We start from the raw sequence: 15,902 nt of genomic DNA on the forward strand, positions 1-15,902 counted from the left end.
GATGGGTTGCTCCTTGGGAGGGCGATAAAGTGGGTACGAAGCCAATGCTACTCTCGATAAGTCGATATAAAAGTTCATAAACGCAATGGTAATAATCAACAGAATTGATTGTTCTGCCGAGGCGCTCTAGCTCGGGCGTTTGCGGACGGTGGTTTTGCACCGCAGTGGGTATTTTCGACTCACTCGCGCCTCGCAAATGTGCGGGCCGCGGTAACGCACTTCGACCAATCGGTCAGCATTCGGGCGATTTTTTGCCACGCAATCTATATTCCGATTAAACCTGCGCACTGTTTGCCAGTCGTAGATTTCATGAGGGCCGCTTTGGCCCGCCGTTTCAGCTGTACGTCGCGAAGTCGGCGTGCGGTCGTCATCAGGAGTTTTGTGCATGACGCGCACCGGAAAAATCTTCAGTTGGACCTTCGCCATCCTCTTACTGCTGTTGGCGGTGCTGGTTCTGATCATCGTGTTCTTCGATTGGAACCGGATCAAACCGCCGCTCAACGCCAAAGTCTCGGAAGAACTGCATCGACCGTTCGCCATCAATGGCAACCTCGCGGTGATCTGGCAGCGCGAGCCGGACGAGGGCGGCTGGCGGGCCTGGGTGCCGTGGCCGCATGTGGTGGCTGAGGACCTGACGCTGGGCAATCCGGACTGGTCGAAGCAGCCACAGATGGTCACGCTCAAACGCGTGGAACTGCGCATCTCGCCGCTGGCTCTGCTGGCGCAACGGGTGACGATCCCGCGCATTGACCTGACCGAACCCAATGCGCAACTGCAACGCCTGGCCGATGGGCGCGCCAACTGGACCTTCAAATTCGACCCGAAAGACCCGAATGCCGAACCGTCGAACTGGGTGGTGGACATCGGGGCGATTGGCTTCGACAAGGGCCACGTCACCCTGGATGATCAAACCCTCAAGACCAGTCTGGATGTCCTGATCGATCCGCTGGGCAAGCCGATTCCGTTCAGCGACATCGTCGGCGCCAAAGCCGCGAAGACCGCGCAGGACAAAGGCGCTGCGCCGCAGGACTATGCGTTCGCGCTGAAGGTCAAAGGCCAATACCACGGCCAGAACCTCACCGGCCAGGGCAAGATCGGCGGGCTGCTGGCGTTGCAGGACGCGAACAAACCGTTCCCGCTGCAGGCTCAGGCGAAGATCGGTGCCACCAGCATCGAACTCGCCGGCACCTTGACCGACCCGCTCAACCTCGGCGCACTCGATCTGCGCTTGAAACTGGCCGGCGCCAGCCTCGGCAACCTCTATCCACTGACCGGCGTGACCCTGCCGGATACGCCGCCGTATTCCACCGACGGTCACTTGATCGCCAAATTGCACGACGCCGCCGGTGCGAAATTCACTTATGAACAGTTCAACGGCAAGATCGGCGGCAGTGACATTCACGGCGATCTGACCTACGTCGCCAGCCAGCCACGGCCCAAGCTCAGCGGCGCGTTGCTGTCCAATCAATTGCTGTTCGCCGATCTCGCGCCGCTGATCGGCGCCGACTCCAATGACAAGCAGAAGGCCCGCGGCGGCGAGAGCAAGCAGCCGACCGACAAAGTGCTGCCGGTGGAAGAATTCAAGACCGACCGCTGGCGCGCGATGGATGCCGATGTCGAGTTCACCGGCAAGCGCATCGTGCACAGTGAAAAACTGCCGTTCACCGACCTTTATACCCACCTGAAACTCAACGACGGCGAACTCAGCCTCGAACCGCTGCGCTTCGGCGTGGCCGGCGGCAATCTGGACGCGCAGATCCGCCTCAACGGTCGCACCGAACCGCTGGAAGGGCGGGCCAAACTGACTGCGCGCGGTTTCAAGCTCAAGCAGTTGTTCCCGACCTTCGAACCGATGAAAACCAGCTTCGGTGAGCTCAACGGTGATGCCGATATAAGCGGTCGCGGCAACTCGGTGGCCAAGCTGCTCGGCGGCGCCAACGGCAACCTGAAGATGCTGATCAACGACGGGGCGATCAGCCGTGAGCTGATGGAACTGGCAGGGCTCAACGTCGGCAACTACGTGGTCGGCAAGATCTTTGGCGACAAGGAAGTGAAGATCAACTGCGCGGCGGCGGACTTCGACATCAAGACCGGCCTGGCGACCACGCGGTTGTTTGTGTTCGATACCGAGAACGCGATCATTTACATCGATGGCACGGCGAACATGGCCACCGAGCAACTGGACTTGACCGTGACGCCGGAATCCAAGGGGTGGCGTCTGATTTCGTTGCGTTCACCGTTGTATGTGCGCGGCAAGTTCATCAAGCCGGACGCTGGCGTGAAGGCCGTGCCGCTGATGCTGCGCGGGGCGGGGATGGTCGCGCTGGGCGTGATTGCCGCACCGGCGGCGGGACTGCTGGCGCTGGTGGCGCCGAGTGGCGGGGAGCCGAATCAATGCGCGCCTTTGCTTGAGCAGATGAAGGCTGGCAAGGCGCCGGTGACCGTCAAGCCAACCAAGTAAGGCAAGAGCAAAAGATCGCAGCCTGCGGCAGCTCCTACAGTGGAATGTAGGAGCTGCCGCAGGCTGCGATCTTTTTGCTTCTGTTGCTCGCGAAGGCGGTTCTGAAGGCTTACAGGTCTTTCAGAATGTCGGCCATGTCATCCGCGTGCTCTTCTTCCTGGGCGAGGATGTCTTCGAAGATGCGCCGGGTAGTCGGGTCTTTTTCGCCGATGTACTGAATGATTTCGCGGTAGCTGTCGATGGCGATTCGTTCGGCCACCAGGTCTTCGTAGACCATTTCCTTCAAGGTGTTCCCCGCCACATATTGGGCGTGGGACATTTTCGACAGCAGGTCCGGATTGAACTCCGGCTCGCCGCCCAGTTGCACGATGCGCTCGGCCAGACGGTCGGCGTGTTGCGCTTCCTGGGTTGCATGCTCGAGGAATTCTTCGGCGGCCACGTGGGCTTTCACGCCGTTGGCCATGAAGTAGTGACGCTTGTAACGCAGCACGCAGACCAGCTCGGTGGCCAGCGACTCGTTGAGCAAGCGCAGCACCTCGTCACGGTCGGCGCTGTAGCTCTCGGTTACCGCGCCGTTCTCGACGTGCTGTCGTGCGCGCTCGCGCAGGGTTTGAACATCAGACAAATGCAGGTCATCGCTCATTTCGATCTCCAGGAGGCTAATCCAATGGGCGCCACGCTCTTCAGGCGTGATCGCATACCAAGTTGTGAGTCCTGAGCGACGCAAAAAGTTTTATCAGATTTCCACCGTTCCCCCTGTAGGCGCTGCCGAAGGCTGCGATCTTGGCGTGAGCCCCGACAACACGGCCTCCTCCTGTAACCAGGCAAAAAACGCCCGCACCGGTGGATGCCGTTCCCGTCCCGGCACACACAGCGCGCTGTACCCGGCACCATCGACCTGCACCTGCCCCTTGTACGGCACCAGCAACCCGCTGGCGACGCTTTGCGACACCAGAATATTGCTCGCCAGCACCAGACCTTGCCCGGCAATCGCCGCTTGCAGAGCGTAATGCTCCTCATCGTATTCACGGATCGCCGGATGCTGGTTCAGCCACGACTCGCCGGAGCGAGCGCACCAGGCTTCCCAGCCATGGGCATACAGCTTCGAGTTGTGCCAGCGCACGCTGATCAGAGCTGGTGTGCGCCGGGCCGCCAGCGCCACCTGCTCCGGCGAGCCGTACACACCGAAGGACTCATCGAACAGGCACAGACCGTAGAGATTGGGGTAATCGTCGAGGCTGTAGCGCAGCACCAGATCGACGCTGGCGTCCTGATGCAGGTCGATGACTTCGCAGTGGGTATCGAGGCGCACGTTGATGTTCGGGTGTTGCGCATAAAACCTTCCGAGGCGGGGCACCAGCCACAGCGCGGCAAACGCGGCGGTGGTCGATAGCGTCAGGCTGGCGCCACTGCGTTGCGGACGCAGGGTGTCGACGCTTTGCGCGACTTCCAGCAGCGCGCTGTGCAGGCTGCGAAACAGTCGCTCGCCCCCTTCGGTCAGGCGCACCTGACGCGGCAAACGCTCGAACAGCGCTACGCCGAGCCAGTCTTCCAGCGCGCGAATCTGATGAGAAATTGCCGTCGGTGTGACCGACAGCTCTTCGGCAGCGGCCTTGAAGCTCAACAGCCGCGAAGCGGATTCGAAGGCGCGCAGGGCGGTCAGCGGCAACGAGGCGAACATTGAATACTCCATGGATGAAATGGATTCATCCCGACTGATTTTTGCTCAGTTGAGACAGCGGCGGGTCGGCGCCAATCTGGCGCTACACAGCCATTCAAGTCTAGTCCCAAGGAGATTCAGATGAGCAAGATTCTTGCGATCCATGCCAGTCCACGGGGTGACCGTTCGCATTCACGGCGCCTCGCGGAAAGCTTTCTCAGTGCCTGGCAATTGAGTCATCCACAGGCTCAAGTCACCCGCCGGGAAGTCGGACGGGCACTGATTCCAGCGGTCAATGAAGCGTTCGTGGCGGCGGCGTTTTACCCTGAGCCGCAGGCACGCCCGCTGTCGATGCAGGCCGATCTGGCGCTCAGCGATCAACTGGTCGGCGAGTTGTTCGAACACGATCTGCTGCTGATTTCCACGCCGATGTACAACTTCAGCGTGCCCAGCGGCCTCAAGGCCTGGGTCGATCAGATTGTGCGTCTGGGCCGGACCTTCGACCACACCCTGGACAACGGCGTGGCCCAATACACCCCGCTGCTGCAAGGCAAGAAAGCGCTGATCGTCACCAGTCGCGGCGGTTTCGGCTTCGGCCCCGGTGGTGAGCTGGAGGCCCTGAACCACGCCGATCCGTGGTTGCGCACCGCGCTGGGCTTTATTGGCATCAACGACGTCCGCGTGATCGCAGCCGAGGGCGAAGAGTCAGCCGAGCGCACCTTCGCGGTATCAGTGGCCGAGGCCGAGCAGCGTTTGCTCGACCTCGCCCGGACGTTCTAAGTGGCCTGGCTGTTCCTGCTGATCGCCGCCGGCTTCGAGGTGACTTTCGCCATGGGCATGAAGTACGCCGAAGGTTTCACCCGCTTGTGGCCGTCGCTGATCACGGTGGCGGCGGCGATTGGCGGGATTTACTTCCTGACGTTGGCGATGCGTGAATTACCGGTGAGCATCGCCTATCCGATCTGGACCGCCATCGGCTCGCTGGGCACGGTGTTTCTCGGTTTTGCCCTGCTCGGCGAGAGCCTGACCCTGGTCAAACTGCTGTCGGTGGGGCTGATTGTGGCGGGGGTGGTGGGCCTGAAGTAGGCTGATGGTGCAGTTGTCATCATCAGGGAGGAGGCTTGGCGGGCGTTTTGCACGTCTGGCATCCACTCAGCGACCACAAGGATGTTTGCCCATGTCACAAGGTTCGGCGACACGTTATCCACTGGTGCTGGTGCCGGGCATGCTCGGGTTCATCCGGCTGCTGCTGTATCCGTACTGGTACGGGATCATCAAGGCGTTGCGCCGTGGCGGGTCGACGGTGATTGCGGTGCAGGTGTCGCCGCTCAACTCCACCGAGGTGCGCGGCGAGCAGTTGCTGGCGCGCATCGACGAGATTCTGCGCGAGACCGGCGCCGCCAGGGTCAATCTGTTCGGCCACAGCCAGGGCTCGTTGACCGCGCGTTATGCCGCCGCCAAACGGCCGGATCTGGTTGCCTCGGTAACCTCGGTGGCCGGGCCCAATCACGGTTCGGAACTGGCCGACTATCTGCAGAAACACTACCCGGCGAACACTGCCAAGGGCCGCGTGCTTGAGGTGCTGTTGCGTATAGTCGGCTGGTTGATGGCGTTGCTGGAAACCGGTTACCACGGGCCGAAACTGCCGGTGGACATCCACGCTTCGCATCAATCGCTGACCAGCGAAGGCGTGGCGCTGTTCAATCAGCGTTATCCACAGGGCCTGCCCGAGACCTGGGGCGGTCACGGGCCGGAAGAGGTCAATGGCGTGCGTTATTACTCGTGGTCGGGGACGTTGCAACCGGGCAAGACCGATCGCGGTGGCAACCTGTTCGACGGCACCAACCGCAGTTGCCGCTTGTTCGCAAAAACCTTCGTGCGCGAGCCGGGGCAGTGTGACGGGATGGTCGGACGCTACAGCTCGCACCTCGGCACGGTGATTGGCGACGACTATCCGCTGGATCACTTCGACATCGTCAATCAGTCGCTGGGGCTGGTGGGCAAAGGGGCGGATCCGCTGCGGTTGTTTGTCGAGCATGCGGCGCGGCTAAAGGCTGCCGGCTTGTAAAAGCCAAGACAAGATCAAGAGATCGCAGCCTGCGGCAGCTCCTACAAGGTTTCAGCATTCATCCACGCGATCACCCGTAGGAGCTGCCGCAGGCTGCGATCTTTTCCATCAGGCAACGCTGATTCTGCGGCCCAACACGGTGGTCCAGCGCTCCGACAGAATCACCCCACCCAACGTCAACACCCCACCCACCAGGTGATACATCGCCAACTGCTCCTTCAACACCACCGCCGCAATCAGCGCGGTAATCAACGGCAGCAAGTTAAAGAACAAGGTCGTGCGGCTCGGCCCCAGGCGCTGCACCGCCTGCATCCACGCCAGCGGCGCGAGCATCGAGGCCAGCAGGCAGGCGTACAGCACCAGCGGAATGTTCTGCGCGGTGAAACCGGTTTTCGGCGAGGCGGCGTACAGCGGAAACAGAACCACAATCGCTACCAGCACCTGCAGGTACAGCAACACCAGCGGCGGCAGGCGCAGCTGCCATTTTTTCAGCAGGGTGCTGTAGATCGCGTAGGCCAGGGTGGCGATCAGCATCATCGCGTCACCCAGGTTCACTCCGTGCTGCAGCAGCGCACCGAGGCTGCCGGACGACACCACCACCAGCACCCCGGCGAACGACAGCACTGCGCCGAACAAGGCGCCGGCGGTCAGGCGCTGGCCGAGGCTGATGATGGCCATGGCCAGCGACATCAGCGGCATCAATGACAGGATGATGCCCATGTTGGTCGCCGTGGTCAGGGTCGCGGCGAAGTAGGCGAGGCTTTGATAGACCGCCATACCCAGCACGCCGAGGATGAAGATCTTGCCCAGGTTGGGGCGAATCTGCGGCCAGTGCGCGATCACCGCTTTGAGCATGAACGGGGTGAACAACAGACCGGCGAGCAGCCAGCGGTAGAAACCGATCTCAGCGGGGAAGATCGCCCCGACCGCCAGTTTGTTGATCACGGTATTGCCGGCCCAGATGAGAATCGCCAGCAGGGGAAACGCGTATTGCATGGGTTAAAACCAGAACGTTGATGAACGCTGATTATCCCCTGTCTGGATGCAGCCCTATACTGCGAACCGGACAACCTGCCTCTGTAACCGGACAGCATGAACAGCAAACACATCGATCTGCTGGATTTCAGCGAACTGCCGTCAGCGGTGTACTTCCGCTACGCCGATTTCAACGCCCATGAATACGCCGCGCCGCACCGTCATCCCTGGGGCACGCTGGAGTATGCGGCCCACGGCGTGCTGCACATGGACGTCGACGGCAGCCGCTTCATGTCGCCGCCGCACTATGCGGTGTGGGTGCCGCCGCAGGTCGAGCACAGTTTCTACAGTCATCAACCGGTCAACTACCGCGCGGTGTGCCTCGATCCGAAGGTCTGCGCCGATCTGCCGTCGCGCGCCTGCACCCTGGCGATCAGCGACATCCTCAAGGCGATTCTCAAGGACTTCGCCGCCCGCGACGTGAAGATCCCCGAACTCGACGCTGACCAGCGTCTGGCCCAGGTGTTGGTCGATCAACTGCAACAGGCGCCGGTACATGAATGTTATCTGCCGTACGCGAGCAATCCTGGGTTGCTGGCGATCCTCGACGCCTTGCAGGCTGATCCGGGCAATAACCAGCCACTGGCGCACTGGGCGGCGCAGGTGCACGTCAGTGAGCGCACGCTGGCCCGGCAGTTCGTGCGTGAGCTGGGGATGAGTTTCGGCGAATGGCGTCAGCGCCTGCGTTATCTCGCGGCCATCGAGGCGCTGGAAAGTACTCGCAGCGTGCAGGAGATCGCCTTCGATCTCGGCTACAGCAGCGGCTCGGCCTTCATCGCCATGTTTGCCCGGCAGGCCGGATGTACGCCGGAACAGTATCGGCGTAGCCACCTGGAAGGCAGGAAGGTGTAACAAGATTTGGCTACACTTCAGCGGAGGCCGCATCCATCGATGCGGCGACAAGGAGAAAACTCCATGAAGATGTTGCGTGTCCCTTTGTTGATGATCGGTCTGCTCCTGTGTTCCCAGGGTTTCGCCGCCACGGCGCAACAGAACAAAATGACCACCTGCAATGCTGACGCTACCGCCAAAAGCCTCAAGGGCGACGAGCGCAAGACGTTCATGAGCACCTGCCTCAAGGCAGCACCGGCCGCCAATGACGGCAAAGTGTTGACCCCGCAACAGGAAAAAATGAAGACCTGCAACGCCGATGCGAAAACCAAGGCGCTGACCGGCGATGCGCGCAAGACCTTCATGAGTGATTGCCTGAAGAAAAAGTAATCAGCAAGGATTTGCGGTGAACGGGCCGGCCTCTTCGCGAGCAGGCTCGCTCCCACATTGAAATGCGTACTCCTTGTGGGAGCGAGCCTGCTCGCGAAGGGGCCATTGAGAGCGCCAACACTCTCCGCCCCTGCATATACCTAGTGCTCTCCCCGGATCGCTGGCAGACTGCCAATCCTTTTACGCCGTTCGTTTTGAGGCTGTATGCCAACGTTTTCTGAGCGTCATGTTGTGTTTTGGGTCAGTTGCATCATCATCTGCGGCGGCTTGCTGCTGGCATTGCCGCTGCGCTTGTTACCCAGCCTGCTGGCCGGTTTGCTGGTGTTCGAGCTGGTCAACATGCTCACCCCGCAACTGCAACGGCTGATCGAAGGTCGGCGTGCGCGCTGGCTGGCGGTGGCGCTGCTGGGCACCCTGGTGGTCAGTGTGCTGGCGCTGATCTTTGCCGGCGCCATCAGTTTCCTGCTGCACGAAGCGGAAAACCCGGGCGCCTCGCTCGACAAATTCATGGGTGTGGTCGATCGCGCGCGCGGGCAACTTCCGCCGTTCCTCGACGCCTACCTGCCGGCCAGTGCTGCGGAATTTCGCGTGGCCATCGGCGAATGGGCGAGCAAGCATCTGTCTGAGCTGCAACTGGTAGGCAAGGACGCGGCGCACATGTTTGTCACCCTGCTGATCGGCATGGTCCTCGGCGCGATCATTGCCTTGCAGCGCGTGCCCGACCTGACCAAGCGCAAACCGCTGGCCGCCGCCCTGTTCGACCGTCTGCACCTGGTGGTTCAAGCCTTTCGCAACATCGTCTTCGCGCAGATCAAGATTTCTCTGCTGAATACGTTCTTTACCGCGATTTTCCTGGTGGTGGTCCTGCCGCTGTTCGGCATCAAGCTGCCGCTGACCAAGACCCTGATCGTCCTGACGTTCCTGCTCGGCCTGCTGCCGGTGATCGGCAACCTGATGTCGAACACGCTGATCACCATCGTCGGCCTGTCGCTGTCAATCTGGGTGGCGGTGGCGGCGCTGGGCTATCTGATCTTTATCCACAAGCTCGAATACTTCCTCAACGCGCGCATCGTCGGCGGGCAGATCAGTGCCAAGTCGTGGGAGTTGCTGTTGGCGATGCTGGTGTTCGAAGCCGCGTTCGGCCTGCCGGGAGTGGTGGCGGGGCCGATTTATTACGCGTACCTGAAGAGTGAATTGAAGCTGGGCGGGATGGTGTAAGGCGATCCACTGTGGCGAGGGAGCTTGCTCCCGCTGGGGCGCGAAGCGCCCCCGCTCCTTGAATCAAAAGCCTGGGCCTGCTGCGCAGTCCAGCGGGAGCAAGCTCCCTCGCCACAAGGTGTGTGATCAGACCATTACAGGTTGTGTGATCAGGCCATCGAGCCGTAGCGCTTCATCGCCTCAATCGCCAGACCGCTGCCAATGCTGCCAAAGATATTGCCTTCCACATGTCGCGCATTCGGCAGCATCGCCGACACACTGTTGCGCAGTGCCGGAATGCCGCTCGAACCGCCGGTGAAGAACACCGTATCGACCTGAGCCACCGACACGTTCGCATCGTTCAACAGCTGCGTGACGCTGCCGCGCACGCGCTCTAGCAGCGCGTCGATGGACGATTCGAACAGGGCGCGGCTCAGTTCCACGCTCAGGCCCGGCTCGATCCGGTCCAGCGGTACGTGGCGGCTGTCGGCGTGGGTCAGCTGGATCTTGGTTTCTTCGACTTCCATCGCCAGCCAGTGCCCGGCGCGCTGTTCGATCAGCTTGAACAGACGGTCGATACCGCCGGTGTCTTCAATGTCGTAGCGCATGCTGCCCAGCGCCAGGGTGGATTTCTGCGAGTACACCGAGTTGATGGTGTGCCAGGTCGCCAGGTTCATGTGGTGACTGGTCGGCATGTAGGCGCCGCTCTTCATCCGGCTGCCGTAGCCGAACAGTGGCATCAGGCCTTGCAGGCTCAGCTGTTTGTCGAAGTCGGTCCCGCCGATGTGCACGCCGCCGGTGGCGAGGATGTCATCGTGACGGTTGTCCATGCCGCGACGCTCGGGCGACAGGCGTACCAGCGAGAAGTCCGAAGTACCACCGCCGATGTCGACGATCAGCACCAGCTCTTCTTTCTCGATGGTGGACTCGTAGTCGAATGCCGCGGCGATTGGTTCGTACTGGAACGACACGTCCTTGAAGCCGAGCTTGCGTGCCACTTCGACCAGGGTGTCTTCGGCTTCCTGGTCAGCCAGCGGGTCGTCATCGACGAAAAACACCGGACGCCCCAGCACCACTTGTTCGAACTCGCGACCGGCGGCCGTTTCGGCACGGCTCTTGAGCTGGCCGATGAACAGCCCCAGCAAGTCCTTGAACGGCATCGCGGTGCCGAGCACGCTGGTGTCGTGCTTGATCAGCTTGGAACCCAGCAGGCTCTTGAGCGAGCGCATCAGCCGGCCTTCGTAGCCTTCCAGGTACTCGTGCAGCGCCAGACGACCGTACACCGGACGGCGCTCCTCGATGTTGAAGAACACCACCGACGGCAGGGTGATTTTGTCGTCTTCCAGCGCGATCATCGTTTCCATGCCGGGGCGCAGCCAGCCGACGGTGGAGTTGGAGGTGCCGAAGTCGATACCGCAGGCACGGGCTGGAGAGGCGTTGTTCATGTCTTTCGGGTTCCGGTCAAAAAACGGCCGCGCAGTGTATGTCAGTGCGCGGCAGATTCGAAGGCCGGTCATCTGCTATTTCACGACTAAGCTTCTTGAAAGTCGCAGCTTCGCCCCAAACTTGCTGGCATGGGCCGGCAGACATACCGGCGGTCGCAAGAACCGTCGTCCACTGCCGATAAACTTCTGCTGCGCCACCCGGTCACAAAGTTGAGATCGGTCAACCCGGCACGCGCGAATGAGCGCATGCTGGTCTCGGCGCGAAATCGATAACGGATGGTGATTCCTTCGATGGACTTCAAAGACTATTACAAGATACTCGGCGTGGAGCCGACAGCGGACGACAAGGCGATCAAGGCTGCCTATCGCAAGCTGGCACGCAAATACCACCCCGATGTCAGCAAGGAAAAAGACGCCGAGGCCAAGTTCAAGGACGCCTCGGAAGCCTATGAAGCGCTGAAAAGCGCCGACAAACGCGCCGAATATGACGAGCTGCGCCGTTATGGCCAGCACGGTCAGCCGTTCCAGGGCCCGCCGGGCTGGCAGAGCCGTGGCGGTTTTGGCGGCGGCGGTGGCGACACCGGCGACTTCTCGGACTTCTTCAGTTCGATCTTCGGCAATCGCGGCGCCGGTTTCGGTGGCGACGGTCGGCAACAACGCAGTGCAGGGCGCCGAGGGCAAGACGTGGAAATGGAACTGCCGGTCTTCCTTGAGGAGACCTTGTCGGACGAATCGAAGAAGGTCAGCTTTCAGGTCCCGCAATACAACGCCAACGGTCAGCACGTCAGCAACACCAGCAAGAGCCTGAACGTGAAGATCCCGGCGGGCGTGACCGACGGCGAACGCATCCGCCTCAAGGGGCAGGGCGCACCGGGCATCGGTGGCGGCGCCAATGGCGATCTGTACCTGACCATTCGCTTTGCGCCGCACCCGAAATTCGATGTCGAAGGCGAAAACCTGATCATCACCCTGCCATTGGCACCGTGGGAGCTGGCGCTGGGCGCTGAAGTGGCCGTGCCGACCCTGACCGGCAAGATCAACCTCAAGGTACCGGCCGGCAGCCAGAACGGCCAGCGTATGCGCGCCAAGGGTCATGGCTTGAAAAACAAGGCCGGTGAGCGCGGTTATCTGTTCGTGCAGCTAAAGGCCGTGATGCCGAAAACCTCCGACGACGAGGTCAAGGCGCTGTGGCAGGAACTGGCGAAGAAAGCCGCGTTCAACCCACGAGAGAACTTCTGAATCCGACGACGGAGTAGCCCATCATGAGCAGCCCCCTGATCGTTCAACTGGACATGGCAGAATTCTGTGAGGCGGCCGATCTGTCGGACGTCTACGTGATCGAAATCGTCGAACACGGCATCCTCGAACCTCAGGGCGCGCAGCCCCGGGAATGGCGGTTCACCGACTACGAACTGAGCCTGGCCAAGCGCGCCGCGAAGTTGCGGCGCGAGCTGGAGCTGGAGTGGGAGGGCGTCGCCCTGGCACTGAATCTGCTGGAGGAAGTGCACGAGTTGCGGGCGGAGAACCGGATGCTGCGTCAGCGATTGGGACGGCTGGTGGTCGAGTAGTTTTACCGTTGTTTATGGGGTGTATTTGCCGGCTCCTTCGCGAGCAGGCTCGCTCCCACAGGTTGACTGCGGTCTCCTGTGGGAGCGAGCCTGCTCGCGAAGAACGATTACGCGGTTGGCCTGCCTAAACTTTTCTCGGCAACACCACACTGAACAGCGTCCCGTCAGCCTCGCTCGAGCTGACATCGATCGTCCCGCCATGAGCGGTCACCACTTCCTTGACGATGAACAAGCCCAACCCGAGGCTGGTCGACGGCTGCCCGAGTTCTTCGTCGGCGCTGCGCACCAGCGGGTCGAAAATCGTACCGATCGCCTCTTCGGAAATCGGTGTGCCGTAGTTGTGCACCGACAGGCACACGTTGTCGCCCTCGCCACGCAGGTCGAGGATCACGTCGCGCTGGCTGGTGCCGTGCTGCAAGGCATTACCGATCAGGTTTTGCAATAACTGGTCGATTCGCCCGGCGTCCCACACCCCGCGGGTGTCGCCGTGCACCGTGAGCTTGGGATCGGATAGCGGATTACCGGCGCAGGCTTCGGCGATCGCCGCTCGCGCCGCAACGGCCAGATCCATCGGTGCAGGCTCGATCGGCAAGCTACGGCCCAGGCGACTGCGCACCAGCTCCAGCAGATCGCTGACCATCGCCGCCATGTGCCGCGCGCCACGCTTGATGTGCTGGGCGCAGGCTAGGGCATCGCCCTCAAGGCTGGATTTGCGCAGCAGCAGTTCGGTAGACATGCTCACCGCCTGCAGCGGTGCGCGCAGGTCATGGCCGAGAATGGCGAGGAAAATATCCCGCGAGCGATTGACCTGCTCTGCGTACGCCGCGGTTGATTCGGCGAGGGCTTCGTCGATGGCTTCGTTGAAGCGGATCATGTCCTGGAAGTAGGCGATGTCCGGCGAGTCAAGGCTGTTGACCCACAGGCGGATCACACAGGCGCGCAAATGGCGGAATTCGCTGGTCATCTGCACCAAGTCAAAACCGACGGTGTGGCGCAGTTCGCCATGGCTGGCGCCGGCCTCGTCCAGGCTCGGGGTCTTTTCCGGGCCTTCGCCCTTGGCTTTGGCAGCCTGTTCGGCGGGACTTTGCGGCTTGTTCATGTCGCGGGCGGCGGCCCGCAGAATCTCGCTGGCGTGATCGCGCAGCGCAGTGGAATCCAGATAGTCGGCGGCCGGCGTGATGGTCGCGGCGAACTGTTCCCACTCATCGACGATAGGGTCGATATTGGCCACGATGAACTCGGAAAGACGCATGGGCAGTTCCTGAAAAAAGGCGGAGCGAATCGAATATTAGTCCCTTTGGCGGGAAATACACGACCGTTTGCACAGTGGTTTTCCAGGGCCATGAAAAAGGCCCCGGGATCGCGCGCAAGATACGAACCCGGGGCCTTTTGCCGTGCGTCAGAACAGAAAGTAACGCTGAGCCATCGGCAGAGTCTCCGCCGGCTCACACCACAGCAGCACGCCATCGGCCATGACCTGATAGGTCTGCGGGTCGACGTCGATGTTCGGCAGGTAATCGTTGTGGATCAGGTCGGTTTTCTGCACGTCGCGGCAGCCTTTGACCACGCCGATTTTCTTCTTCAATCCCAGTGCCTCGGGCAGCCCGGCCTCCTGCGCGGCCTGGCTGATGAAAGTCAGGCTGGTGGCGTGCAGCGAGCCGCCGTAGCTGGCGAACATCGGGCGGTAGTGCACTGGTTGCGGGGTTGGAATCGACGCGTTGGCGTCGCCCATCAGACTGGCGGCGATGGCGCCACCCTTGAGGATCAGCGTCGGTTTCACACCGAAAAACGCCGGACGCCAGAGCACCAGGTCGGCCCATTTGCCGACTTCCACCGAACCCACTTCATGGCTGATGCCGTGGGTGATCGCCGGGTTGATCGTGTACTTGGCGATGTAGCGCTTGGCGCGGAAGTTGTCGTTGCCTTCGCCGTCCTGGGGCAGCGGGCCGCGCTGCTTTTTCATCTTGTCGGCGGTCTGCCAGGTGCGTGTGATGACTTCGCCGACGCGGCCCATGGCCTGGCTGTCAGAGCTGATCATTGAAAACGCGCCGAGGTCGTGGAGGATGTCTTCGGCGGCAATCGTTTCGCGGCGGATACGGCTTTCGGCGAACGCCACGTCTTCGGCAATGCTTGGGTCGAGGTGGTGGCAGACCATCAGCATGTCGAGGTGTTCGTCGATGGTGTTGCGGGTGAACGGCCGGGTCGGGTTGGTCGAGCTCGGCAGCACGTTAGGGAAACCGCAGGCCTTGATGATGTCCGGCGCGTGGCCGCCGCCGGCACCTTCGGTATGGTAGGTGTGAATCGTGCGACCCTTGAACGCGCCGAGGGTGGTTTCGACGAAACCCGATTCGTTGAGGGTGTCGGTGTGGATCGCCACCTGCACGTCGTACTGGTCGGCGACGCTCAGGCAGTTGTCGATGCTCGCCGGAGTGGTGCCCCAGTCTTCGTGCAGTTTGAGGCCGATGGCGCCGGCCTTGACCTGCTCGATCAGCGGCTCCGGCAGGCTGGCGTTGCCCTTGCCGGTGAGGCCGATGTTCATCGGGAATGCGTCGGCGGCCTGCAGCATCCGCGCCAGGTGCCACGGGCCGGAGGTGCAGGTGGTGGCGTTGGTGCCGGTGGCAGGCCCGGTGCCGCCGCCGATCATGGTGGTGACGCCGCTCATCAGCGCTTCTTCGATCTGCTGCGGGCAGATGAAGTGAATGTGCGTGTCGATGCCGCCGGCAGTGAGGATCATGCCCTCACCGGCGATCACCTCGGTGCTGGCGCCGATGGCGATGGTCACGTTCGGTTGCACATCCGGGTTACCGGCCTTGCCGATCGCGGCGATGCGCCCGTCTTTGAGACCGACGTCGGCTTTGACGATGCCCCAGTGGTCGATGATCAGCGCGTTGGTGATCAGCGTGTCGACCACTTCGGCAGCGAGCAACTGGCTCTGACCCTGGCCGTCGCGGATGACTTTGCCGCCGCCGAACTTCACTTCTTCGCCGTAGGTGGTGAAGTCCTTTTCGACTTCGATCCACAACTCAGTGTCCGCCAGGCGCACCTTGTCGCCGACGGTGGGGCCGAACATGTCGGCGTAGGCTTGCCGGGAAATCTTCATTTCAATTCCTTGCACAAATTTATTGTGGCGAGGGAGCTTGCTCCCGCTGGGCTGCGCAGCAGCCCCAAAACCTGCCAATGATTTCTTACAGACACACCGCGTTCCCCGGGTTGGCGAGTGCTACGCACTCGAGCGGGAGCAAGCTCC

At 61.6% G+C, this 15,902-nt stretch carries 15 protein-coding genes; 9 read left to right on the forward strand and 6 right to left on the reverse strand.

Going from position 1 to position 15,902, the window contains the following annotated elements; all coding sequences use genetic code 11:
* The first annotated feature begins 385 nt into the window (after positions 1 to 385).
* Positions 386 to 2,461 carry an AsmA family protein gene (locus tag LOY52_RS02870; RefSeq protein ID WP_258678120.1) on the forward strand — a complete coding sequence of 692 codons (2,076 nt, stop codon included), beginning with the start codon at positions 386 to 388 and terminating at the stop codon, positions 2,459 to 2,461.
* A 109-nt stretch (positions 2,462 to 2,570) separates the two neighbouring features.
* Here the strand turns inward: LOY52_RS02870 and LOY52_RS02875 are convergent, their stop codons facing one another.
* Entirely contained in the window at positions 2,571 to 3,104 is a 534-nt protein-coding gene (locus LOY52_RS02875; RefSeq protein ID WP_007966958.1) for a bacterioferritin, read from the reverse strand.
* Between the two features lie 93 nt (positions 3,105 to 3,197).
* Positions 3,198 to 4,154 (reverse strand): LysR substrate-binding domain-containing protein, encoded by a 957-nt coding sequence (locus LOY52_RS02880; RefSeq protein ID WP_258678121.1) that lies wholly within the window; start codon positions 4,152 to 4,154, stop codon positions 3,198 to 3,200.
* Between the two features lie 108 nt (positions 4,155 to 4,262).
* Between LOY52_RS02880 and LOY52_RS02885 the strand changes: the two genes are divergently transcribed.
* From LOY52_RS02885 to LOY52_RS02895, 3 genes are all read left to right on the forward strand, one after another.
* Entirely contained in the window at positions 4,263 to 4,901 is a 639-nt protein-coding gene (locus LOY52_RS02885; protein WP_258678122.1) for an FMN-dependent NADH-azoreductase, read from the forward strand.
* Positions 4,902 to 5,207, forward strand: coding sequence for a multidrug efflux SMR transporter (locus tag LOY52_RS02890; RefSeq protein ID WP_047600640.1), 306 nt, complete (start codon positions 4,902 to 4,904; stop codon positions 5,205 to 5,207). It abuts the gene before it with no gap.
* Between the two features lie 91 nt (positions 5,208 to 5,298).
* Positions 5,299 to 6,189, forward strand: a complete 891-nt coding sequence (locus tag LOY52_RS02895) for a triacylglycerol lipase (RefSeq protein WP_258678123.1) — start codon at positions 5,299 to 5,301, stop codon at positions 6,187 to 6,189.
* Positions 6,190 to 6,297: 108 nt separating this feature from the next.
* On the opposite strand, the gene LOY52_RS02900 is transcribed toward LOY52_RS02895, so the two are convergent.
* Positions 6,298 to 7,185 carry a DMT family transporter gene (locus LOY52_RS02900; RefSeq protein WP_258678124.1) on the reverse strand — a complete coding sequence of 296 codons (888 nt, stop codon included), beginning with the start codon at positions 7,183 to 7,185 and terminating at the stop codon, positions 6,298 to 6,300.
* Positions 7,186 to 7,281: 96 nt separating this feature from the next.
* Between LOY52_RS02900 and LOY52_RS02905 the strand changes: the two genes are divergently transcribed.
* From LOY52_RS02905 to LOY52_RS02915, 3 genes are all read left to right on the forward strand, one after another.
* The gene (locus LOY52_RS02905) at positions 7,282 to 8,076 is read left to right on the forward strand and encodes a helix-turn-helix transcriptional regulator (RefSeq protein ID WP_258678125.1); all 795 of its coding nucleotides are present in this window, start codon (positions 7,282 to 7,284) and stop codon (positions 8,074 to 8,076) included.
* Positions 8,077 to 8,139: 63 nt separating this feature from the next.
* Complete coding sequence (locus LOY52_RS02910; RefSeq protein WP_007966973.1) at positions 8,140 to 8,445, forward strand: PsiF family protein; 306 nt, start codon at positions 8,140 to 8,142, stop codon at positions 8,443 to 8,445.
* A 204-nt stretch (positions 8,446 to 8,649) separates the two neighbouring features.
* Positions 8,650 to 9,663 (forward strand): AI-2E family transporter, encoded by a 1,014-nt coding sequence (locus LOY52_RS02915; RefSeq protein WP_027613551.1) that lies wholly within the window; start codon positions 8,650 to 8,652, stop codon positions 9,661 to 9,663.
* Positions 9,664 to 9,812: 149 nt separating this feature from the next.
* Here the strand turns inward: LOY52_RS02915 and LOY52_RS02920 are convergent, their stop codons facing one another.
* Positions 9,813 to 11,087 (reverse strand): Hsp70 family protein, encoded by a 1,275-nt coding sequence (locus tag LOY52_RS02920; protein WP_098966982.1) that lies wholly within the window; start codon positions 11,085 to 11,087, stop codon positions 9,813 to 9,815.
* 291 nt (positions 11,088 to 11,378) lie between these two features.
* Here LOY52_RS02920 and LOY52_RS02925 point away from each other — a divergent pair, with 291 nt between their 5' ends.
* On the forward strand, positions 11,379 to 12,326 hold the full coding sequence (locus tag LOY52_RS02925; RefSeq protein ID WP_027613553.1) for a DnaJ C-terminal domain-containing protein: 948 nt from the start codon (positions 11,379 to 11,381) through the stop codon (positions 12,324 to 12,326).
* A gap of 23 nt (positions 12,327 to 12,349) precedes the next feature.
* Entirely contained in the window at positions 12,350 to 12,655 is a 306-nt protein-coding gene (locus LOY52_RS02930) for a chaperone modulator CbpM (RefSeq protein WP_003221201.1), read from the forward strand.
* Positions 12,656 to 12,779: 124 nt separating this feature from the next.
* Here LOY52_RS02930 and LOY52_RS02935 read toward each other — a convergent pair whose 3' ends face one another.
* Positions 12,780 to 13,907 (reverse strand): sensor histidine kinase, encoded by a 1,128-nt coding sequence (locus LOY52_RS02935; protein ID WP_258678126.1) that lies wholly within the window; start codon positions 13,905 to 13,907, stop codon positions 12,780 to 12,782.
* 147 nt (positions 13,908 to 14,054) lie between these two features.
* Positions 14,055 to 15,755: an urease subunit alpha gene (gene ureC / locus LOY52_RS02940; RefSeq protein WP_258678127.1), complete on the reverse strand. Its 1,701-nt coding sequence runs from the start codon at positions 15,753 to 15,755 to the stop codon at positions 14,055 to 14,057.
* Positions 15,756 to 15,902 lie beyond the last annotated feature (147 nt).

Source organism: Pseudomonas sp. B21-051 (assembly GCF_024748795.1).
GTDB classification, from domain to species: Bacteria; Pseudomonadota; Gammaproteobacteria; order Pseudomonadales; family Pseudomonadaceae; genus Aquipseudomonas; species Aquipseudomonas putida_A.